Here is a 20,110-nt window from a genome sequence, read left to right as displayed (position 1 = left end):
GCCCCTTTTTGACGAGGGGCGCATGGTCAGTAAGAGGTCGGTTTCGGGTCCGGCCCGAAGCGGTTATTGCCGGGAGTGCCGTTCTGGCAATTGAAGACCAGGATCACCAGCCAGCCGATCACGGGGATCAGCAGCAATAACAGCCACCATGCCGAGCGGTCGGTGTCGTGCAATCGACGAAACTGCACCGCCCACCACGGTAAGAATATCAGCACGCCATAGATGGTCGTCAGAATGCCTTCCCCTCCGGCGCGCTGCCATCCGAGCATTTTATCAATAATGCTGAGTACGCCGGTCAGGATGATGTTGACCAGAATAAACATCCAGTACTCTTTGCGCCGGGCGCGGCCGCCAAATCCAATGTAGTTTTTTAATACTTTAAGATACCAGTCCATTTTTACGCCTCGATTAACCGTCAATCACTTGTTTTTAAAGCGATCGAAATAAGAATAGACGTGAATGAAATGCTGGTAAATATTTGTTTTGTGAATTATTGGGCGCGGTAAATGGCGCCCAACGGATTAGCGGAAGCGAAGATCGCGGCCGTGCGGTTCGTTAAGATCCTGCTGCGGGCCGACGGAGATAATCCCGGTTGGGTTGATCGTCTTATGGCTACGGTAGTAATGGTTGCGAATATGGGCAAAATCCACCGTTTCCGCGATGCCCGGCATCTGGTAGATATCGCGCAGGAAGCCATAAAGATTGAGATAATCGCTGATGCGGCGTTTGTCGCATTTAAAGTGGGTCACATACACCGGGTCGAAACGAACCAGGGTGGTCCACAGACGAATATCGGCCTCCGTCAGCTGGTTACCGGTCAGGAAGCGGTGTTGGCCAAGGATTTGTTCCAGACGCTCCAGAGACGTAAATACCGCATCGACCGCTTCGTCATAGGCCTGCTGGCTGGTGGCGAATCCGGCTTTATAGACTCCATTGTTGACGTTGTCATAGATCCAGCCGTTCAGCTCATCAATTTGCGCGCGCAGCTCAGGCGGGTAGTAATCGCCAGCGCGGGCACCCAGTCCGTCAAACGCGGTATTCAACATGCGGATGATTTCCGCCGACTCATTGCTGACGATGGTTTGCTGCTTTTTGTCCCACAATACCGGCACCGTGACGCGCCCGCTGTAGTGGGGATCGGCATGCAGATAAAGCTGATAAAGAAATTCGTGCTGGTAGAGGGTATCGCCCGTCGCTGCCGGGAAGCTATCGTCGAAAGTCCAGCCGTTCTCGAACATCAGGGGGTTGACCACGGAGACGGAAATAAACGGCTCCAGTCCTTTCAGGCTACGCAGGATGAGAGTGCGATGCGCCCATGGGCAGGCCAGAGAAACGTACAGATGGTAACGGTCTTTTTCCGCAGCGAACCCGGCTTCGCCGCTTGGGCCCGGCGCGCCGTCGGCGGTTAGCCAGTTGCGAAAGGCGGACACAGAACGTTTAAATCGCCCTCCGGTGGATTTGGTGTCATACCAGGTATCGTGCCAGACGCCGTCAATTAATTGTCCCATCATTTCCTCCTTCAGATAGCAAAAGCGAGGAGAAGTCCCCTCGCTTTTTTATTTACTAGTATAGTGCGCTTACCACTTTTTATTCAGGACGCGGTCAATACTAAAGGCGCCTGGACCAGTGATAGCCAGCAGCAGGAAGCCGCCTGCGATGCTCAGGTTTTTCATGAACATCAGCGAGTTCACGCCCTCAGCAAAGTTGCTGTGGAACAGAAACGCGGTCAGCACGGTGAAGCCTGCGGTGAACAGCGCGGTGGTGCGGGTCAGGAAACCGAACAGAATCGCCAGACCGCCGCCGAATTCAAGCAGGATAACCAGCGGCAGCATAAACCCAGGGACGCCCATGGCTTCCATATATTGTTGAGTACCCGCATAACCGGTGATTTTTCCCCAACCTGCGGTGATAAACAGAATGGGCATCAGAATGCGCGCTACCAGTACACCAACATCTTCTAATTTTTTCATTTCTAACTCCAGAAAACCCAAAGGGCGGCGATTTTGTTTTTTGGTGCAATCCTGCGTAGTTACGCGGGCTTGCTGTCGATGGAGAGGATATTAGCGAGGATGAGATGTGATTGTTAGCAAGGAAAACTGTAGATCTTCTTCAAAGTTTCTGAGCAATCATTGATAAAGGACATGAATGTAAGAGGGGCTGTAGCGGGTCGTACAGGCGGTGCTGGGCAAAATGACGGCAGACGCTGAAAGGCGAAAGTGTTCTGCTGGTGAGCAAGAAAAGGGGAAAACCTGACGGGGACAGTGGGGCGAGAAGGATGCCGGGTGGCGGCTGGCGCCGGACCCGGTCATTAGCCTTAGCGCGACGTGGACTGACGCAGCAGATTGCGTGCCATCCGCCAGGTGCTCCAGATACCGAGGCTGCGCTTTGCCCAGCGCATCAAAAAGCGCGGATGGCGAACGGACCATATTGCCACGATGCCGCTGCCGACCATTGCCCATGAACGCAGATTGAGGAAGGTGTTCCAGCCGCGATCAATGGGCGCGGTCGCTTCAATCCAGTGGCGGTGGCTGGCGCTAAGGTCCAGCCGCTGCTGTTGGATCAGGCGCAGCAAAAGCGCTTTTTGTCGTTCGCGTTCCTGCTGTTCGCGGCTCATGGCTTATCGTCCTCCAGCAATGCGCGGTCGTTAGCCAGCTCCTGACGCGTGAAGCGCAGGAACGTTGAACGTCGGGCTTTGCGTAAGGTCCAGATACCGCCAATGAGCGCTGCCAGCAGCAGGATAGCGGTGGTGGCGATCATCACGTTAAGCCGATACTGCGCATCGACGGCCCAGATGATGAGCACCAGCATACTCATCAGCCCGAACGCGGCAAACAGCAGCGTCAGCCCGAGCATCAGGAATAGCTGGAAGAGATTGGCTTTCTCCTCTTCCAGCTCCACGACGACCAGGCGCAGGCGCGTTTCCACCATCTCGACCAGCAAAGTGACTATTCGCTGACCGATGCCGAAAACGCTTTGCCCGGGCCCTTGCGTACTTTTAGAGTTCGCCATAATTAACGACGCGTCAGCAGGACACCCAGTACCAGCCCGACGGCAGCACCAATTCCCACGCCGGTCCAGGGGTTTTCACGGACGTATTCATCTGCACGCGCAGCGGTTTCTCGCGTTTGCTTCAGGAGAGCATCGCTGGTTTCACCCAGGCGAACACGGCTTTCCTTCAGCGCGCTTTCAGCTTTACTGCGCAGTTTACCAATCTCTTCTTTCGACTTATCCGTGGAGGAGTTCAGCACTTCTTCCAGGGTATCAGCCAGCGTCTTCAGTTCCGCACGCAGGTCTTCTGCAACGTTATCTTTAGCCATGTTTATCTCCTGTTAAAGTGGTCCATATTGGTCTTGCTTAATCAATTAGTACTCGCGAGACTGCAGCTCTTTCAGTTCCTGCTGCGCTTCATCAAGTTTACGTTGACGCTTGCTGATTTTGTCAGCATCGCCTTTCTGTTCTGCTTCGCGCAGGTCGTTCCGACGTTCGGTAATTTCTTCCTGCTGTTGGGCGATTTTTTTCTGGTGATCGGCTTTGAGCTGGCTGTCGCTGCAGTGCGCTTTTACTTCGCTTAGCGCCTTTTTCAGACCGTCAATACGGTGCTGGTTATGATGCTTTTCTGCGTAGCTGATCTCCCGCTGGATATCCTGCTCTTTTTCCTGGCAAGGGGAGATGGCAAAGGCGCTGGCGCTTAGTGATGACAAAACCAGGATCAAAGCGATGCGGTGTTTCATGGATACGACCTTCCATTGTGTGGGGGAACATCTCAGGATATCCCCTATCCAGTTGAGTAACGTGAGTCTGGTGACGCCCGCAAACTTAATGATAGTAAGTAAACCGGGAAATCACCAAACAGGGTGAATATATTCGGAATTTTCGTGGATTACCCGAATCTGTGCGGCGTATCGCGCAGGCGCGAAATCCAGGCGGTAGGCGAATCATCGTCTTCCACTAAAGCGATAATATAACCATGCGGTAGAGCGCGGCCCAAAACTTCTTTTGCCGCAGCGCCCTGAGCGCTGGAGTCAAACTTGATAAGCAAACCGTCATTCTGCGGCGTAATGCTTTTAAAACGGATACCGTTAGCGTCGAGATGGTGCCAGACGGAAAAACCGTCCGGCATGCTGATACCCTGACTAACGGGACGAATAGCCAGCGTGGATTCCTGCTGTTGCACGGTGAGCCAGAGCCAGAACAGGCCGCACAGGAGTAGCGAACCGCCCAGCACCCAGCTTATCTGACGCAGAGAGGAGCGTGTCATCTCCATCGTTAGCCCCGGCTTCTGTATTTTTTCTTCCACAGGACAATCAGCGAACCTATCAGGCCAAACACCAGCAGCGCGACGGGCAGCAGCATCAGGCAGGACATCAGCTGATCTTCATACTTCAGGAATACCGGCGTTTTCCCCAGCAGGTATCCCAGCGAGGTCAGGATCAGAACCCACAGCAGCCCGCTCATCCAGTTAAAAAACTGGAAGCGTGCGCTGCTCAGGCCTGATAGCCCGGCGATGGTCGGCAGCAGCGTACGAACGAAAGCGATAAAGCGGCCAATCAGCAGTGCGGAAAGCCCGTGCTTATGGAACAGGTGATGCGCGCGCTGATGATAGTGCGAAGGGAGATGCGATAGCCAGTTTTGTACGATTCGCGTATTGCCCAGCCATCGGCCCTGAATATAGCTCAGCCAGCAGCCGAGACTTGCCGCCGCGGTGAGCAGCAGCAGCGTTTCCGGAAAGCCCATCGCGCCTTTGGCTATCAGGACGCCGACCAGCACAAGCAGGCTATCGCCGGGCAAAAAGGCGGCGGGCAGCAAACCGTTCTCAAGGAACAAAATCATAAATAAGACAAAGTACAGCATGCCAATCATGGAGGGATTAGCGAGAGTTTCGTAATCCTGAGCCCACAAGGCGTTCAATAATTGGGTTAATAGTTCCATTCACGATTCCTGGTACATCGGTTAACGGCACGTCTGAACGCGGTATATGCACGGCGACATAGCTTTTTATTAGATTATGGTCGCTACTGCGCTCTGAACGGTTCCCTGTTTAAAAGTGAAGTAAGCCAAAGCTTACTCTCAGAACGACAAAATGCATCTAATTGTAACAAACCCACTGACTTTACGTCATAGAAATTGCAGTTTGTTGCATTCTGATTTTGCTGATTGCGAAGGAGGGTGGCGAGTGTATTTACACAGGCTGACACTATATATGCTTTGCTTACCCTGAGGCTTTACGGGCAGCGGAGGAATCGCTGCCCTGCAGAAGGAGAACGTCTATTTTACGCCGTTGGCGGCCGTATCGAGATGAACCACGGGATTATCGGCAAACAGGTAGCGATCGGCATTGAATTCAAAGTCGTCGCTGGTTTCGTTGAACAACATCAGCTTGGTGTTTTCCAGATGCTGCCACATCGCCAGCTTAGCCGCATGCGGATCTTTGCGAATCAGCGCTTTAAGAATTTGGTCATGATCGTCGCACCAGTTATCGACGGTACGTGAGTCGATATGGTCGTGCAGTTTTTTCCAGTATGGGTTATGTACGCGCTGGGTCCACATTTTTTCTACGATAGCGGCTAACGCCGTATTTTGCGTCGCCAGCGCGACCTGGACATGGAACTGAAGATCCCATTCGGAATCGCGGAAGCACTTCTCTTTACGCGCTTTTTCCTGGATTTCCATCAGCTTCATGATGTCCTGCTTGGTCACCTGAGTCGCCGCGAATTCGGCAATATTGCTTTCTATCAGCTGGCGGGCCTGCAACAGCTCAAAAGGACCATAATTGGCAAATTCCAGCGATTCGTCGGCAATTTGCTGATGTTTTGGATGATTAGAGATGACGTGGATGCCGGAGCCTTTGCGGACCTCAACGTAGCCTTCAACTTCCAGCATAATGATGGCTTCGCGAACCACGGTACGACTTACGCTTTTTTCATCCGCGATAAACCGCTCTGCGGGTAGCTTATCGCCCACAAGGTAGACACCTTGTTCAATGCGCGTTTTAAGCTCAGCGGCAAGCTGCTGATACAGACGACGCGATTCAGTGATTTCCATATTCGCTCCCGGGAGATGGCGACAATATTGGATTTGTTATACCACTTTTACGCGCTTCTCACCATAAGAAGAGACGAAAAAGCCGCCTTAATCAAGGCGGCTTTCGGAGGGGATAACTCGCGCGTGTCTAGCTTTGCGTGGCGGGTTTACTCGTTTCCAGCGGTGTCGTGTCGTCATCCGCCGATTTATTTTTCAGCACGGTCCAGATAACTACGGCGCCCAGCACATCGAAAACCGCCAGCACGGCGAACAGCGGGCTAAAGCCGATAGTGTCCGCCAGCGCGCCAACCACCAGGGCAAACATCGTGCTCGCCAGCCAGGCGGCCATACCGGTCATGCCGTTCGCCGTCGCCACTTCGTTACGCCCAAACACGTCGGAAGAGAGGGTAATTAACGCACCGGACAGCGCCTGGTGAGCAAAGCCGCCGACGCACAGCAGGGCGATAGCGACAAACGGGCTGGTGAACAGACCGATCATCCCCGGGCCAATCATCAGCACCGCGCCCAGGGTGACGACCATTTTGCGCGAAACGATGAGGTTTACGCCAAACCAGCGCTGGAACAGCGGCGGCAGATAGCCCCCAACGATACAGCCAAGATCGGCAAACAGCATCGGCATCCACGCAAACATCGCGATTTCTTTCAGGTTAAAGCCGTAGACTTTAAACATGAACAGCGGGATCCAGGCGTTGAAGGTCCCCCACGCCGGCTCGGCAAGGAAACGCGGCAGGGCGATACCCCAGAACTGACGATTGCGCAGAATCTGCCACGGCGACATTTTCTTGCCGTTGTTGGTCTGATGCTGAGATTCCTGGCCGCCGATAATGTAGTCGCGTTCTTCTTCAGTTAATTTTTTCTGATCGCGCGGGTGTTTGTAGAAAATCAGCCACGCCATCGCCCAGGCAAAGCTCAGAACGCCGGAGATAATAAACGCCATCTGCCAGCTGTGCATCACGATGGCCCAAACCACCAGCGGTGGGGCAATCATGGCGCCGATCGAGGAGCCGACGTTGAAGTAGCCAACGGCGATGGAACGTTCTTTTGCCGGGAACCACTCGGAGCTGGCTTTCAGGCCCGCAGGGATCATTGCCGCTTCAGCGGCACCCACCGCGCCGCGCGCCAGCGCCAGACCGCCCCAGCTTCCCGCCAGCGCCGTAGAGCCGCAGAACACCGCCCAGGCGATGGCAAAGAAGGCATAGCCGATTTTAGTGCCTAAAACATCCAGCACGTAGCCGGCAACGGGTTGCATAACGGTATAGGCAGCGGAATAGGCCGCGATGATATAGGAATACTGTTGGGTGGAGATGTGTAACTCTTCCATCAGAGTCGGCGCAGCTGCCGCCACAGTGTTACGCGTCAGGTACCCCAGCACGGTACCTAACGTCACCAGTGCGATCATGTACCAACGTAACCCTTTAATTTTACGCATGTAAACCTCATCGTTTGTTATATATCCGCAGCGGGTGCGGCTATCTTCCAGCCCTGTAACTGAGGCGAAGAAGGTGAAACGGAGGGTTCAGGAGAGGAAACCTCGTATGGCCCGAACCTTGCCATTAACTGTTGTGTCTAATTCGGCGTCCATACCGGTAAATCCGACGTGATAGCTCGTCGGTAATGCATTCCGTCGGTTTATATGTTTCGACGGCAGCAAGATAACTTGTCATACAACTTCAAAAGTTGAGTGACGTCACAAAAGTGGGAAAGTTTGTGTGGGCATTCGTTCATGCGAAAAACGCCAGAGCTGGCGCGCTCTGGCGGGGCGTTTACTCCTTTGATGGTACTTTTTTTGTCATCGTTTATTGATCTAACTCACGAAAAATACTTCGGCCTGTGGAAATTGGTGTGATAACTTTGTCAGCATTATAGTCAATCATCTGATGGGCTCCCCAGGGGGCGAAGAGGACACGAAAATGACACCGTTTATGACCGAAGATTTTCTGCTTGATACCGAGTTTTCCCGCCGCCTGTACCACGATTACGCGAAAGACCAGCCGATTTTTGACTACCACTGCCACCTGCCGCCGCAGCAGATCGCGGAGAATTATCGGTTTAAGAATCTGTATGACATCTGGCTGAAAGGCGATCACTATAAATGGCGTGCGATGCGTACTAACGGCGTAGCCGAGCGTTTGTGCACCGGCGATGCTTCCGATCGCGAGAAATTTGATGCCTGGGCGGCCACCGTACCGCATACCATCGGTAACCCGTTATACCACTGGACGCATCTTGAGCTGCGCCGTCCTTTTGGTATTACAGGTAAGGTTCTCTCTCCGGCGACGGCGGATGAAATCTGGAATCAGTGCAACGATCTGCTGGCGCAGGAGAGCTTTTCCGCTCGTGGCATCATGCAACAGATGAACGTGAAAATGGTCGGCACTACCGACGATCCGGTCGATTCGCTGGAGCATCATGCCTCCGTCGCTAAAGACAGCTCCTTCTCCGTGAAAGTACTGCCGAGCTGGCGTCCGGACAAAGCCTTCAACATCGAACAGGCCACCTTCAACGACTACATGGCGAAGCTGGGCGAAGTGTCTGACACCGACATTCGCCGCTTTGCCGACCTCCAGTCCGCGCTGACCAAACGTCTGGATCACTTCGCCGCTCACGGTTGTAAAGTTTCTGACCACGCGCTGGACGTGGTGCTGTTCGCGGAAGCCAACGAAAGCGAACTGGATAGTATCCTGGCGCGCCGTCTGGCCGGTGAAACTCTCAGCGAGCGTGAAGTCGCGCAGTTCAAAACCGCGGTTCTGGTGTTCCTCGGCGCGGAATATGCCCGCCGCGGCTGGGTACAGCAGTATCACATCGGCGCGCTGCGCAATAACAACCTGCGTCAGTTTAAGCTGTTAGGGCCGGATGTGGGCTTTGACTCCATCAACGACCGTCCGATGGCGGAAGAGCTGTCCAAACTGCTCAGCAAACAGAACGAAGAAAATCTGCTGCCAAAAACGATCCTCTACTGCCTGAACCCGCGCGACAACGAAGTGCTGGGTACCATGATCGGTAACTTCCAGGGTGAAGGCATGCCGGGCAAGATGCAGTTCGGTTCCGGCTGGTGGTTCAACGATCAGAAAGACGGTATGGAACGTCAGATGACCCAGCTGGCGCAGCTTGGCCTGCTGAGCCGTTTTGTCGGGATGCTGACTGATAGCCGCAGCTTCCTCTCCTACACCCGTCATGAATACTTCCGCCGCATCCTGTGCCAGATGATTGGCCGCTGGGTTGAAGCGGGAGAAGCGCCGGCGGATATTCAGCTGCTGGGCGAGATGGTGAAAAACATTTGCTTTAACAATGCGCGTGACTACTTCGCCATTGAACTGAACTAAGACCAGAGGTCGGTTGATATGCAATACATTAAAATCCATTCGCACGATAACGTCGCGGTAGCGTTGGCGGATATGGCGGCAGGCACGGTAGTCACCATTGACGGCGATACGGTCACGTTGGCGCAGGATATTGCGCGCGGGCATAAGTTTACGCTGCGCGGCATTGCGAAGGGAGACAACGTCATTAAGTATGGTCTGCCGATAGGGCATGCGCTGGCGGATATTGCGCCGGGGGAACATATCCACTCCCATAATACGCGTACTAACTTAAGCGATCTCGACGCGTACAGCTATCAACCGGATCTGATCGAACCCGCCGCGCAGCCGGCGGATCGCGACATCCAGATTTATCGTCGCGCCAGCGGCGAAGTCGGGGTGCGCAACGAGCTGTGGATCCTGCCGACCGTCGGCTGCGTCAACGCCATGGCGCGCCAGATGCAGAACCGTTTTCTGAAGGAAACCAACGACGCGGAAGGTATCGACGGCGTTCATCTCTTCAGCCATACCTACGGCTGCTCACAGCTCGGTGACGATCACATCAACACCCGTACCATGCTGCAAAATATGGTGCGCCACCCGAACGCCGGGGCGGTACTGGTGGTCGGTCTGGGCTGCGAAAACAATCAGGTTGATGCCTTCCGCGAAACGCTGGGCGAGTTCGACCCTGACCGCGTCCACTTTATGATCTGCCAGCACCAGGATGACGAAGTGGAAGCCGGGCTGGAGCATCTGCGCCAGCTATATGAAGTGATGCGCCACGACAAGCGCGAGCCGGGTAAGCTGAGCGAACTGAAGTTTGGTCTTGAGTGCGGCGGCTCTGACGGTTTGTCCGGCATCACCGCAAACCCGATGCTGGGCCGCTTCTCGGATTATCTGATTGCCAACGGGGGCACCACCGTGCTGACCGAAGTACCGGAAATGTTCGGCGCTGAGCAGCTGCTGATGAGCCACTGTCGCGATGAAGAGACGTTTGGCAAGCTGGTGACGATGGTTAATGATTTCAAACAGTACTTTATCGCTCATGACCAGCCGATTTATGAGAATCCATCGCCGGGCAACAAAGCGGGCGGTATCACGACGCTGGAGGATAAGTCGCTGGGCTGCACGCAGAAAGCGGGCTCCAGCCAGGTGGTCGACGTCCTGCGCTACGGCGAGCGTCTAAAAGTGCGCGGCCTGAACCTGCTGAGCGCCCCGGGCAACGATGCGGTTGCGACCAGCGCCCTGGCCGGCGCGGGCTGCCATATGGTGCTCTTCAGCACCGGGCGCGGCACGCCGTACGGCGGTTTTGTGCCAACGGTGAAAATTGCCACCAACAGCGAACTGGCGGCGAAGAAAAAACACTGGATCGACTTCGATGCCGGTCAGCTGATTCACGGTAAAGCGATGCCGCAGCTGCTGGAGGAGTTTGTCGATACCATTGTGGCCTTCGCGAACGGTAAGCAGACCTGCAATGAGCGTAATGATTTCCGCGAGCTGGCGATATTCAAAAGCGGCGTCACCCTTTAATTACTCGTCATCTTTCGCACCACCGCTGTGTTGGCAGCATTTATCCACCCCGGTCACTTACTTTAGTAAGCTCCCGGGGATGTCTAAACTTGCCACCTTGCTGTGGCGCGAAATCTTTAGAGTAATAAAAGGGCGGTATTCCGGAAGCGGCGTTTCAGATAATGATGCGCCGTTTTGTTTTATAAGGACTTTTCATGACCGCGTATTGGCTTGCCCAGGGCGTTGGCGTTATCGCCTTTCTGATCGGTATTACCACTTTTTTCAATCGCGATGAGCGTCGCTTTAAGCTACAGCTGGCCGTCTACAGCGCCACCATTGGCGTACATTTCTTTTTGATGGGCGCCTGGCCGGCGGGAATGAGCGCCGAGCTGAATACCGTCCGCACCCTGATCTCCATGCGCACCCGCAGGCTGTGGGTGATGGCCCTGTTTATCGTGCTCACCCTGGTACTGGGGCTGGCAAAGCTGCAGCATGCTATGGAGCTGCTGCCAATTATTGGCACGCTGGCCAGCACCTGGGCGCTCTTTCGCTGCTCGGGGTTAACTGTCCGCTGCGTCATGTGGTGTTCGACCGCCTGCTGGGTAATCCACAACGCCTGGCTGGGTTCGATCGGCGGCACCCTGATTGAAGGCAGCTTCCTGTTGATGAACGGTCTGAATATCATCCGATTCCGGCGGATGCAAAAGCGCGGTATCGATCCGTTTAAAGCGGAAAAGGCGGGGCAGAAAGAGACCCCCTCCGCGCGTTAGCGGAGGGGAGAGGAGAGGAGAGATTAACTGCGCAGGGCGTTTTTCGCCAGCTGCTCGTCTTCAGCGATACAGGCGGCGGCGGTGAACAGCGCATCGGTCGAGGAGTTCAGCGCGGTTTCGCAGGAGTCCTGCAGAACGCCGATGATGAAGCCCACGGCGACCACCTGCATGGCGATATCGTTCGGGATACCAAACATATTACAGGCCAGCGGGATCAGCAGCAGCGACCCGCCCGCCACGCCGGAAGCGCCGCAGGCGCACAGCGAGGCGACCACGCTCAGGAGCAGCGCGGTCGGCAGATCGACCGGAACATTAAGCGTATGTACGGCTGCCAGGGTCAGAACCGTGATAGTAATCGCCGCGCCGGCCATGTTAATGGTCGCGCCCAGCGGAATAGAGACCGAATAGGTATCGCGATCCAGATTCAGCTTTTCGCACAGGGCCATATTCACCGGAATGTTGGCGGCGGAGCTGCGGGTAAAGAAGGCGTATACGCCGCTTTCGCGCAGGCAGGTCATCACCAGCGGATACGGGTTGCGGCGGATTTTCCAGAACACCAGAAGCGGGTTAATCACCAGCGCCACCAGCAGCATACAGCCAACCAGCACCAGCAGCAGCTGGGCGTAGCCCCACAGGGTTTCAAAACCGGTGGTCGCCAGCGTGGAAGCGACCAGGCCGAAGATACCCAGCGGCGCAAAGCGAATCACCACTTTAACGATAAAGGTGACCGCGTGGGACATGTCGTTAATCAGATTTTTGGTGGTTTCATTGCCGTGGCGCAGCGCGAACCCTAAACCGACAGCCCATACCAGAATCCCGATATAGTTGGCGTTCAGCAGCGCGTCAATGGGGTTAGAAACCATGCTCATCAGCAGCCCGCGCAGGACTTCGACGATACCCGACGGAGGGGTGATGCTCTCTGCCGCCGCGCTCAGGTGCAGCGTTGACGGAAAGAGGAAGCTAAACAGCACTGCGGTTAACGCGGCGGCAAAAGTCCCCAGCAGATAGAGGAACAGAATCGGGCGGATGCTGGTTTTTTGCCCCTGCTGATGGTTGGCGATGGAGGCCATGACCAGCATCAGTACCAGCACCGGCGCCACCGCTTTCAGCGCGCCGACGAACAGCGTACCCAGCAGTCCAACCGCCACGGCGGCCGGTTTTGAAACCGTCGCCAGCAGTACGCCGAGTACCAGACCAATTAAAATTTGTTTGACCAGACTGCCCTGAGCCAGTCGCCGTAGCAGGGTCGATCGGGGTGATGGGGTTGCCATAATTCATTCCTTCCAGTGATGTCGCTTTTCGTCCCGGCTACGTGTTATTTGTAACGTTTATGTCCGGATGTAAATAGATGTTTGCCTGGTTGAGTATACGGAAAGAACGCTGTTGGGGAAGGGTAAAATGCTGTTTATCGCGTTGGGATCTTATTTTTTAACTATGTATTAACTATTTTGTGACATGAGTAAGAATAATGCGCGGCGAACGTTGCCGACCGGGTGAAACGGGTCTTCACCCGGCCGTTTATTTCTTACTGCAGCTGTTTTTTCCGATCGTTCTGCTTATTGACCCAGGCGTTGATAAGCAGCGTCAACGTCAGAATACCACCGACCACGCCCAGCGAAATGCCGATGGGAATATGGTAAAAATCGACGATCAGCATTTTGATGCCGATAAACACCAGAATCACTGACAGGCCATACTTCAGCATGGAGAAGCGCTCCGCAACGCCCGCTAGCAGGAAATACATGGCGCGAAGGCCGAGAATCGCGAACAGGTTTGAGGTCAGCACGATAAACGGATCGGTGGTCACGGCGAAGATGGCGGGAATACTGTCGACGGCAAAGATAACGTCGCTCAGCTCAACCAGGATTAGCACCAGCAGCAGCGGCGTCGCGTAGAGTACGCCGTTTTGGCGGGTAAAGAAGCGCTCACCCTCGATTTTATCCGTCATGCGCAGATGATTACGGATCCAGCGCACCAGCGGTTTGTCGCCGATGCCGGAATCATCCTCTTTCGCCAGCGCCATCTTCACGCCGGTAAACAGCAGGAACGCGCCGAAGACGTAGAGCAGCCACTCGAACTGGGAAATCAGCCAGCTTCCGGCGAAGATCATGATCGTACGCAGTAAGATCGCGCCCAGTACGCCGTAGACCAGTACTCTGCGCTGTAGCGCAGGCGGAACGGCAAAGTAGCTGAACAGCATCAGCCAGACGAAGACGTTATCCACCGCCAGCGCTTTCTCGATCAGGTAGCCGGTGAGGAACGCCAGCGCTTGCGGGTCGGCCACGGCGCGACCTTCGGTCTGCACCAGATACCACCAGAAAGCGGCGTTAAACAGCAGCGAGAGGGTAACCCAGAGAATGGACCAGCCAGCGGCCTGCTTCATGGTCATGCTATGCGCACCACGCCGTCCCTGCAGCAGCAGATCGATAGCCAGCATGATGACCACGACCACTGCGAATCCGCCCCATAACAACGGTGTGCCGACAGTATTCATTACGATATTCCTTACATAAAAACAAAACGGCTGACGTCGGAAGACGGCAGCCGCTGCGCTTTTATGCATAGACCTCGCCTTCCGGCAAGGTCTCACTTACAACAAGAATCTGTTGCCCGGCGACCGGATGCGGTTTTTCACGCATCGTAATGACGATCGGCCGGCAAGGAAGTTACTCCCCTTTGCGCGTAACAAAGTATTACAGGTTATAAATGGCGTCAATGGAGGTCGACGGACCATTTACACAGCTTTACGCCACCGATTGACTATCCGCCGGGAAGACCACGCCGGTCTGGCGACGAATTTCGCTCAGCAGCTTCGCCGTGATGCGGCTCACTTCCAGACCCGGATGAACCACCTCGTTGGCTTCGACCAGACGAGCGAACTCCTCCGCTTCATACAGCATCGTATTGATATGCTGCGGCTGGGTGAGTTCCTGAGGCTTGCCGCCCCGCGGCACGAAGCAGACTTTCTGGCATTCGGAGATTTTTTCGATCACCAGCGCGCCGGCTTCGCCCTGAATTTCGCTGGGGATGGCGGAATCGCTGACCTTCGAATGGTGCAGGGTGACATCAAAATCTCCGTAGCTGAGAACGACCGTGCCCTGGCCATCGACGCCGCTCTCCAGCAGGCTGGCGGTTGCGTGCACCGCGCGAGGCTCGCCCCACAGCGCCACCGCGGAGGCCAGACAGTAAAAGCCGATGTCCATGATCGAGCCGTTAGAGAAGGCCGGATTAAAGGTGTTGGGATTTTCACCGTCGAGATAGCGCTGATAGCGGGAAGAGTACTGGCAGTAGTTAATAAAGGCTTTGCGCAGCTTGCCGATCTTGTCGAACGACTGTTTAAGCAGCAGGAAGTTTGGCAGGCTGGCGGTTTTGAACGCTTCGAAGAGCACCACGTTATTTTCCCGCGCCGTTTTGATCGCGGCTTCGACTTCCTGCAGGTTCGAGGCCAGCGGTTTTTCGCAAATCACGTGCTTTTTATGGCGCAGGAACAGGCGGGTTTGCGGGAAGTGCAGTGAGTTTGGGCTGGCGATATAGACCGCGTCAACGTCAGGGCTTTGCGCTAAATCTTCCAGCGAAGTGAACAGATGTTCGACGGGATAGTCGCTGGCGAAGGCCTGGGCTTGCTCAAGGCTGCGGGAGTAGATGGCGGTGAGTTTATATTTGCCGGTTTCATGGGCGGCATCGACAAACTGCTTGGTTATCCAGTTTGTGCCAACAACTGCGAAACGTATCATAAACGTTGACGAACTCCGTAAAAGGGACCTTTCGTCACTGTAGCACGCCATCATGACAAAACCAGTGCGCTATGGCGCAGAACGCTCTAACGAAAGCTGGGTCAGCCACAGGCGAGTATCAAACTCCAGCTGATGGTACTGCGGCTCCATATGGCAGCACAGCTGATAGAACGCTTTGTTGTGCTCTTTTTCTTTCAGGTGCGCCAGCTCGTGCACCACGATCATCCGCAGAAAATCCTCCGGCGCGTCGCGAAAGACGGTGGCGACGCGAATTTCGGCTTTGGCCTTCAGCTTGCCGCCCTGAACGCGGGAGATGGCGGTATGCAGGCCGAGCGCGTTGTTGAGGACGTGGATCTTGTTGTCGTACATCACCTTGTTAATAGGCGCCGCGCCGCGCAGATAGCGCGACTTCAGATCCTGGGTGTACTGGTACAGCGCTTTATCGTTGTTGATATCGTGACCCTGCGGATAGCGCTTTTTCAGCACCTCGCCGAGACGGTTCTGTTCGATTAACGTGGTGACCTGCGCCAGCAGGGATTCAGGGTAGCCCTGGAGATAGGTTAAAGTGCTCATGCAGCCTGTTTGGGTCATTCAGCGACAACTGACGGGGATTCTAGCACCCCGCGCGAGCAGGATGCCAGAAAGGCGGCGTTACTCGATCATTGCGTCTTCTACCGCCCGGTAGCTAAAGAAGTCAAACAGCGCCTCTTTACGATGCAGCATGCTATCCACGCAGGCCATGCCGACAAACGCGCCGGTAAACTCGCCGTAGCCGCTGTATTCATCGGAAAAGCGCGAGGTGTCGTAGACCGCGCCGATATTTTGGTATTTCTCGCCATTGACGGACCACGAGCACTGTATTTCCCGGCCGTTAATCGCCATTGCCAGATAGACTTCTCCCTCCGCAAGAAGGATTTTCTGCGGGTCGTCGTGACGCTCGCCGTTATCCATATAAATGATGGCCAGCTGCGCTGCACCGGCGGCTTCATCCCAGGTTTTATGCAAAAACAGATAGTTCATGTTGTCGTAGTAGAGCGTCAGGCCGGCGCTGTGCTGATAAATCTCCGGGCTGAAATCCATCTTCGTGACGATACTGGCGTATACCGAGGTGAGCTTTTTCGCCAGCAGGCTGACTTTATTGAGCGAGCTCAGCGACTCCTGACCGCGTAAGGCAAGGTAGCCCGCCTTACGCTCAAGGCTGGTAAAGCGCTGAAAGCGGATCCTCGGCGCATAGAAGGCGTTATCCAGCGTCTGCCCATCAAAATCATCCCTGTCTGGTTTAGCCGGAAACGGCTGAGAAGGCAGATTCGACTCTTCCACCTGGTACTGAGCGAGGTTCCCCCCGGCCGCCAGCCGCAGCCAGCCATCGTCGCTCCATACCATCTTTTGTATCGCCGTCTCGCGGCCCAGCGGGCATCGCAGCTCCTTGCGAAAGGGTCTGCTGCAAAGATGGGTTAACCAGACTTCGCCCGTCGGGGTTTCGACGTAGCTGCCGTGCCCGGCTTTTTGCAGATAGGTTTGCGGATTGAAGTAGTGTGGTTTGAGATGGCCTGCGTCGTGGCGCGCGTTAAAGTTCTCCGGCCAGGAGGTGACGATGGGGTTTTGCGGATCGCCTTCATAGGGGCCGGCGACCTGCGTTGCGCGCGCCATGGTGACCGCATGGCCGTAGCCAGTGCCGCCTTCGGCGACCATCAGGTAGTAATAGTCGCCGCGGCGCGTCAAATGCGGTGCTTCAATACAGCCGCGATCGGTACCGCCGCGCCAGATCCGCTGCGGATAGCCGACAACGCTTCGCGTTTGCGGCGAATACTCCACCAGGCAAATGGCGCCCGGTTTTTCGTAACCTTCGCGGGTTTCCCACTCCAGGGAAACGATCCATTTTTTACCGTCGCTGTCGTGCAGAATGGAGGCATCGAACCCGGCAGAGTGGAGATAAACCGGCTCACTCCACGGGCCAGTGATTTCACTGGCAGTAATAAGATAGTTATCTACATCGAAATAACGTGAATTCATTGAATTCATCACGCCATAAATAACGTAGAACAGCTTTTCCTCTTCACACCAGGTCAGGCTAGGTGCCCAAATGCCTTTGGCGGAGGGCAGCTTTTTTAAATCCGGATTATTATCATCGGTAAGAACGTGGGTAAGTAGTTGCCAATGTTTTAAATCCCTCGAATGATAAACCGGCAGGCCGGGAAACCATTCAAAGGAAGAGACCGCCACATAATAATCATCGCCGCGCCGACAGATACTGGGGTCAGGATTAAAACCTTTAAAAACAGGATTCTGAATCATCGTATTTACCCTTAATGCGCAAAATATAGCGATGATTGTAAATAGGCGATGGCGACGGGGATATATAGACTCTGGCTATTTATATAATAAACGTCTACTTATCCGGTGATGCGGCTCACAAAAACGCGTTATTTCTCCGCCTGACGCCCTACGGCATCGGTGCTTCTGACTTTGTGACGGAAGGCCAGCGGGGTGTCGTTCATCATCTCTTTAAACTTGAGGCAGAAGTAGGCGCTGTCGGTGAAGCCGGCGCTTTGCGAGATATCGCTAATCTTCAGGTCGGTGTTGGTCAGTAGATTGATAGCGATATTCAGTTTGCGCAGCAGCATAAATTTTTTGAAGCTGATGCCGAAGGCGGATTTAAAGGTGCGGGAAAACCAGGATTTCGACCACCGGCATCGGCGGGCGGCTTCTTCGGTTGTCATCTCAAAATTTTCATTTTCATCAATAGATTGCAGAAGTTCGATCAGCTCGCTCAGATAGCGGTGGTTAGTGCGTTCGGTAATGGGGACGGAATCTTTCAGGCTATTAAAGGCGTGCAGCAGTACGCTCTGCATCAGGGAGCGAAACAGCGAATCGGTAAAGTCGCTGAACTCGCCGCACCAGCTCAGCAGCAGCTCCAGGCGCTCGGCTTCCTCGCCGGAAAGATAAGCGACCGCGCCGCAGTGGGCGGCGGGGAGCGACAGGTCGTATCCCTCGAGCCACTCTTTTTCGAATTGCATAAGATAACGCTTGTGGCTGGCGGCGGCCGGGAGCGTCATTTCATGGATCAGTAAGGCGGGGACGAAAATCAGGGTATTGTTTTTTATCGTAAATTTTTCATCACCAATCGAATAGCTGCCTGCCGACTCTCGGAACCACATCAGTTCGTCCATCATATGAAAATGGGGGACTACGTTTATGCCATTGAAATCATTTATGTTATCTACCCGTAAGGTAAATAGCTCGCCGGCGCCCACGGGGATCTTTTCGAAAACGGGAGATTCATCACTCATCGGGTACACTCTTCTTATATTTAACAGGATGATTTATACATAATCGGTAAGCCCTAAGCAATAACGTACAGAGGACAAATATTAACGATCTTTCTGGCGGAGGCGCGATGAACACTGCCCGTATCAGTATTAAAGAAAAATTTAGCTATGGGTTAGGGGATACCGGCTGTAATTTAGTCTGGCAGACGGTGATGCTGTTTATGGCCTGGTTTTATACCGACGTATTTGGTTTAAGTCCGGCGCATATGGGGACCATGTTTCTCGCAGTCAGGGTATTAGATGCGGTCACCGATGTATTAATGGGGGCGGTGGCGGATCGTACCCGGACTAAATATGGGCAATTCCGCCCTTATATTTTATGGTTCGCGATTCCTTTTGGCGTACTTTGCTGCTTAACGTTTTATACGCCGGATTTCGGCTATACCGGTAAGCTGATTTACGCCTATGTTTCTTATACCTTATTATCGCTGGTCTATACGGCGATTAACGTTCCGTATTGCGCGATGATCAATAATATCTCTAACGATTCCCGCGAGCGTGTTTCGCTTCAGTCCTGGCGCTTTGCGCTCAGTACGCTCGGCGGTCTGATTGTCTCCCTGACCGCGCTGCCGCTGGTGGCCTGGCTGGGTCAGGGTAATGTGCAAAACGGCTATTTTTACACCATGATTGTGATGGGGTGCCTGAGCATCATTCTGTTCTTTATCTGCTTCGGCCTGACGAAAGAGCGCTACACCACGGATATTGCGGTCAATAATCAAAGCAGCATTCTTGATGATCTGAAAACCCTGCTTGCCAACAAGGACTGGCGCATTCTCTTCGCGCTCAACGTCGTTAACCTGATTGCGGTGCTGTTTAAAGGCGGGACCACTCTCTATTACGTCAACAACATTATGGGGCGGGCGGATCTGGGCAGCCTGCTGCTGACCACCACCCTGGCTTCCGGCGTGTTGGGGGCGATGCTCTCCCCGTTTATCTTTAAAAATATTGATAAAGTGAAAGGGTTTAAAATCTCGATGGCCATCGAGGCGGCGCTGCTGATAGGCATGTACTTCGTTCCGGCGGGGAACGTGGCCGCTATCTTTGCGCTGGTGATTATCATCAATATTATTCAGCTGGCCGCCACGCCGCTGCAGTGGAGCATGCTGTCCGATATCATCGATGCGGAAGAGAAACGCAGCGGCAAAAAACTCAGCGGGATCGTTTTTTCAACAAACCTGTTTGCCATCAAGCTGGGGATCGCCATCGGCGGCGCGCTGGTGGGCTATATGCTGGCATGGGGCGACTACGTTGGCGGCGCAGCGCAGCAAACCGACTCCGCGCTGCAGATGATCGCGTTGCTGTTCACCGTCTTCCCCGGGGTGCTGGTGGCGCTGCTGATTGTTATCATGAGTAAGTACAGCCTGGACGATAAACGCCTGTCGCGCCTGGCGCAGGACGACCTCCCGGCGTAACGGACTGTCGCCCGG

The 20,110-nt window shown here is 54.5% G+C and carries 21 protein-coding genes; 4 read left to right on the top strand and 17 right to left on the bottom strand.

The genetic code is table 11. From position 1 onward, the window contains the following. Positions 1 to 26: 26 nt before the first annotated feature. From HMPREF1144_RS03520 to HMPREF1144_RS03470, 11 genes are all read right to left on the bottom strand, one after another. Entirely contained in the window at positions 27 to 395 is a 369-nt protein-coding gene (locus HMPREF1144_RS03520; RefSeq protein ID WP_004105984.1) for a DUF805 domain-containing protein, read from the bottom strand. A 126-nt stretch (positions 396 to 521) separates the two neighbouring features. After that, a complete protein-coding gene (locus HMPREF1144_RS03515; protein WP_004854460.1) occupies positions 522 to 1,508 on the bottom strand; it encodes a glutathione S-transferase family protein in 987 nt (328 codons plus the stop codon). 69 nt (positions 1,509 to 1,577) lie between these two features. Further along, the gene (locus HMPREF1144_RS03510) at positions 1,578 to 1,970 is read right to left on the bottom strand and encodes a DoxX family protein (protein ID WP_004125512.1); all 393 of its coding nucleotides are present in this window, start codon (positions 1,968 to 1,970) and stop codon (positions 1,578 to 1,580) included. 344 nt (positions 1,971 to 2,314) lie between these two features. Beyond that, complete coding sequence (locus tag HMPREF1144_RS03505; protein WP_004854457.1) at positions 2,315 to 2,614, bottom strand: YqjK-like family protein; 300 nt, start codon at positions 2,612 to 2,614, stop codon at positions 2,315 to 2,317. Beyond that, positions 2,611 to 3,009, bottom strand: coding sequence for a phage holin family protein (locus HMPREF1144_RS03500; RefSeq protein WP_004854455.1), 399 nt, complete (start codon positions 3,007 to 3,009; stop codon positions 2,611 to 2,613). The genes HMPREF1144_RS03505 and HMPREF1144_RS03500 overlap by 4 nt, the downstream gene beginning before the upstream one ends. A gap of 2 nt (positions 3,010 to 3,011) precedes the next feature. Further along, the gene (locus tag HMPREF1144_RS03495; RefSeq protein WP_004854453.1) at positions 3,012 to 3,317 is read right to left on the bottom strand and encodes a DUF883 family protein; all 306 of its coding nucleotides are present in this window, start codon (positions 3,315 to 3,317) and stop codon (positions 3,012 to 3,014) included. Positions 3,318 to 3,362: 45 nt separating this feature from the next. Next, positions 3,363 to 3,731, bottom strand: coding sequence for a DUF1090 domain-containing protein (locus tag HMPREF1144_RS03490; protein ID WP_004854452.1), 369 nt, complete (start codon positions 3,729 to 3,731; stop codon positions 3,363 to 3,365). 149 nt (positions 3,732 to 3,880) lie between these two features. Continuing rightward, a complete protein-coding gene (gene mzrA, locus HMPREF1144_RS03485) occupies positions 3,881 to 4,258 on the bottom strand; it encodes an EnvZ/OmpR regulon moderator MzrA (protein WP_161506366.1) in 378 nt (125 codons plus the stop codon). Positions 4,259 to 4,266: 8 nt separating this feature from the next. After that, positions 4,267 to 4,929 carry a DedA family general envelope maintenance protein YqjA gene (gene yqjA / locus HMPREF1144_RS03480; protein ID WP_004125499.1) on the bottom strand — a complete coding sequence of 221 codons (663 nt, stop codon included), beginning with the start codon at positions 4,927 to 4,929 and terminating at the stop codon, positions 4,267 to 4,269. Between the two features lie 336 nt (positions 4,930 to 5,265). After that, entirely contained in the window at positions 5,266 to 6,042 is a 777-nt protein-coding gene (gene exuR, locus HMPREF1144_RS03475; RefSeq protein WP_004854448.1) for a transcriptional regulator ExuR, read from the bottom strand. A gap of 127 nt (positions 6,043 to 6,169) precedes the next feature. Next, positions 6,170 to 7,471: an MFS transporter gene (locus HMPREF1144_RS03470; protein WP_004854445.1), complete on the bottom strand. Its 1,302-nt coding sequence runs from the start codon at positions 7,469 to 7,471 to the stop codon at positions 6,170 to 6,172. 481 nt (positions 7,472 to 7,952) lie between these two features. On the opposite strand from HMPREF1144_RS03470, the gene uxaC reads away from it, so the two are divergent. The 3 genes from uxaC (at position 7,953) to HMPREF1144_RS03455 (ending at position 11,620) form a co-directional block, all read left to right on the top strand. Continuing rightward, a complete protein-coding gene (gene uxaC, locus HMPREF1144_RS03465) occupies positions 7,953 to 9,365 on the top strand; it encodes a glucuronate isomerase (RefSeq protein WP_009651890.1) in 1,413 nt (470 codons plus the stop codon). Positions 9,366 to 9,383: 18 nt separating this feature from the next. Then, a complete protein-coding gene (locus HMPREF1144_RS03460; RefSeq protein WP_004854441.1) occupies positions 9,384 to 10,871 on the top strand; it encodes a UxaA family hydrolase in 1,488 nt (495 codons plus the stop codon). A gap of 194 nt (positions 10,872 to 11,065) precedes the next feature. Next, a complete protein-coding gene (locus HMPREF1144_RS03455) occupies positions 11,066 to 11,620 on the top strand; it encodes a YgjV family protein (protein WP_004854440.1) in 555 nt (184 codons plus the stop codon). Between the two features lie 23 nt (positions 11,621 to 11,643). Here HMPREF1144_RS03455 and sstT read toward each other — a convergent pair whose 3' ends face one another. The 6 genes from sstT to HMPREF1144_RS03425 form a co-directional block, all read right to left on the bottom strand. Next, complete coding sequence (gene sstT / locus HMPREF1144_RS03450) at positions 11,644 to 12,891, bottom strand: serine/threonine transporter SstT (protein ID WP_004854437.1); 1,248 nt, start codon at positions 12,889 to 12,891, stop codon at positions 11,644 to 11,646. 254 nt (positions 12,892 to 13,145) lie between these two features. After that, positions 13,146 to 14,114 (bottom strand): TerC family protein, encoded by a 969-nt coding sequence (locus tag HMPREF1144_RS03445; RefSeq protein ID WP_004854436.1) that lies wholly within the window; start codon positions 14,112 to 14,114, stop codon positions 13,146 to 13,148. Positions 14,115 to 14,364: 250 nt separating this feature from the next. After that, positions 14,365 to 15,354, bottom strand: a complete 990-nt coding sequence (locus HMPREF1144_RS03440; RefSeq protein ID WP_009651888.1) for a Gfo/Idh/MocA family protein — start codon at positions 15,352 to 15,354, stop codon at positions 14,365 to 14,367. Between the two features lie 69 nt (positions 15,355 to 15,423). Then, complete coding sequence (locus tag HMPREF1144_RS03435) at positions 15,424 to 15,927, bottom strand: M48 family metallopeptidase (RefSeq protein ID WP_009651851.1); 504 nt, start codon at positions 15,925 to 15,927, stop codon at positions 15,424 to 15,426. A 78-nt stretch (positions 15,928 to 16,005) separates the two neighbouring features. Then, positions 16,006 to 17,649, bottom strand: a complete 1,644-nt coding sequence (locus tag HMPREF1144_RS03430; protein ID WP_004854429.1) for a glycoside hydrolase family 43 protein — start codon at positions 17,647 to 17,649, stop codon at positions 16,006 to 16,008. Between the two features lie 128 nt (positions 17,650 to 17,777). After that, positions 17,778 to 18,644, bottom strand: a complete 867-nt coding sequence (locus HMPREF1144_RS03425) for a helix-turn-helix domain-containing protein (protein ID WP_009651899.1) — start codon at positions 18,642 to 18,644, stop codon at positions 17,778 to 17,780. A gap of 107 nt (positions 18,645 to 18,751) precedes the next feature. On the opposite strand from HMPREF1144_RS03425, the gene HMPREF1144_RS03420 reads away from it, so the two are divergent. Then, positions 18,752 to 20,095, top strand: coding sequence for a glycoside-pentoside-hexuronide (GPH):cation symporter (locus HMPREF1144_RS03420; RefSeq protein ID WP_004854424.1), 1,344 nt, complete (start codon positions 18,752 to 18,754; stop codon positions 20,093 to 20,095). Positions 20,096 to 20,110: the final 15 nt, after the last annotated feature.

The organism is Klebsiella sp. OBRC7, assembly GCF_000293135.1.
Classification (GTDB): Bacteria; Pseudomonadota; Gammaproteobacteria; order Enterobacterales; family Enterobacteriaceae; genus Klebsiella; species Klebsiella michiganensis.
This window is presented reverse-complemented; position numbering and strand designations above follow the sequence as displayed.

Coding starts and splice junctions, on each gene's coding strand:
- HMPREF1144_RS03505 (WP_004854457.1), bottom strand. CDS start 2,614: ATGAGCCGCGAACAGCAGGAACGCGAACGACAAAAAGCGCTTTTGCTG.
- HMPREF1144_RS03435 (WP_009651851.1), bottom strand. CDS start 15,927: ATGAGCACTTTAACCTATCTCCAGGGCTACCCTGAATCCCTGCTGGCG.
- HMPREF1144_RS03500 (WP_004854455.1), bottom strand. CDS start 3,009: ATGGCGAACTCTAAAAGTACGCAAGGGCCCGGGCAAAGCGTTTTCGGC.
- HMPREF1144_RS03430 (WP_004854429.1), bottom strand. CDS start 17,649: ATGATTCAGAATCCTGTTTTTAAAGGTTTTAATCCTGACCCCAGTATC.
- yqjA (WP_004125499.1), bottom strand. CDS start 4,929: ATGGAACTATTAACCCAATTATTGAACGCCTTGTGGGCTCAGGATTAC.
- exuR (WP_004854448.1), bottom strand. CDS start 6,042: ATGGAAATCACTGAATCGCGTCGTCTGTATCAGCAGCTTGCCGCTGAG.
- HMPREF1144_RS03495 (WP_004854453.1), bottom strand. CDS start 3,317: ATGGCTAAAGATAACGTTGCAGAAGACCTGCGTGCGGAACTGAAGACG.
- HMPREF1144_RS03455 (WP_004854440.1), top strand. CDS start 11,066: ATGACCGCGTATTGGCTTGCCCAGGGCGTTGGCGTTATCGCCTTTCTG.
- HMPREF1144_RS03445 (WP_004854436.1), bottom strand. CDS start 14,114: ATGAATACTGTCGGCACACCGTTGTTATGGGGCGGATTCGCAGTGGTC.
- HMPREF1144_RS03425 (WP_009651899.1), bottom strand. CDS start 18,644: ATGAGTGATGAATCTCCCGTTTTCGAAAAGATCCCCGTGGGCGCCGGC.
- HMPREF1144_RS03520 (WP_004105984.1), bottom strand. CDS start 395: ATGGACTGGTATCTTAAAGTATTAAAAAACTACATTGGATTTGGCGGC.
- HMPREF1144_RS03440 (WP_009651888.1), bottom strand. CDS start 15,354: ATGATACGTTTCGCAGTTGTTGGCACAAACTGGATAACCAAGCAGTTT.
- HMPREF1144_RS03490 (WP_004854452.1), bottom strand. CDS start 3,731: ATGAAACACCGCATCGCTTTGATCCTGGTTTTGTCATCACTAAGCGCC.
- uxaC (WP_009651890.1), top strand. CDS start 7,953: ATGACACCGTTTATGACCGAAGATTTTCTGCTTGATACCGAGTTTTCC.
- sstT (WP_004854437.1), bottom strand. CDS start 12,891: ATGGCAACCCCATCACCCCGATCGACCCTGCTACGGCGACTGGCTCAG.
- HMPREF1144_RS03460 (WP_004854441.1), top strand. CDS start 9,384: ATGCAATACATTAAAATCCATTCGCACGATAACGTCGCGGTAGCGTTG.
- HMPREF1144_RS03470 (WP_004854445.1), bottom strand. CDS start 7,471: ATGCGTAAAATTAAAGGGTTACGTTGGTACATGATCGCACTGGTGACG.
- mzrA (WP_161506366.1), bottom strand. CDS start 4,258: ATGACACGCTCCTCTCTGCGTCAGATAAGCTGGGTGCTGGGCGGTTCG.
- HMPREF1144_RS03510 (WP_004125512.1), bottom strand. CDS start 1,970: ATGAAAAAATTAGAAGATGTTGGTGTACTGGTAGCGCGCATTCTGATG.
- HMPREF1144_RS03515 (WP_004854460.1), bottom strand. CDS start 1,508: ATGGGACAATTAATTGACGGCGTCTGGCACGATACCTGGTATGACACC.
- HMPREF1144_RS03420 (WP_004854424.1), top strand. CDS start 18,752: ATGAACACTGCCCGTATCAGTATTAAAGAAAAATTTAGCTATGGGTTA.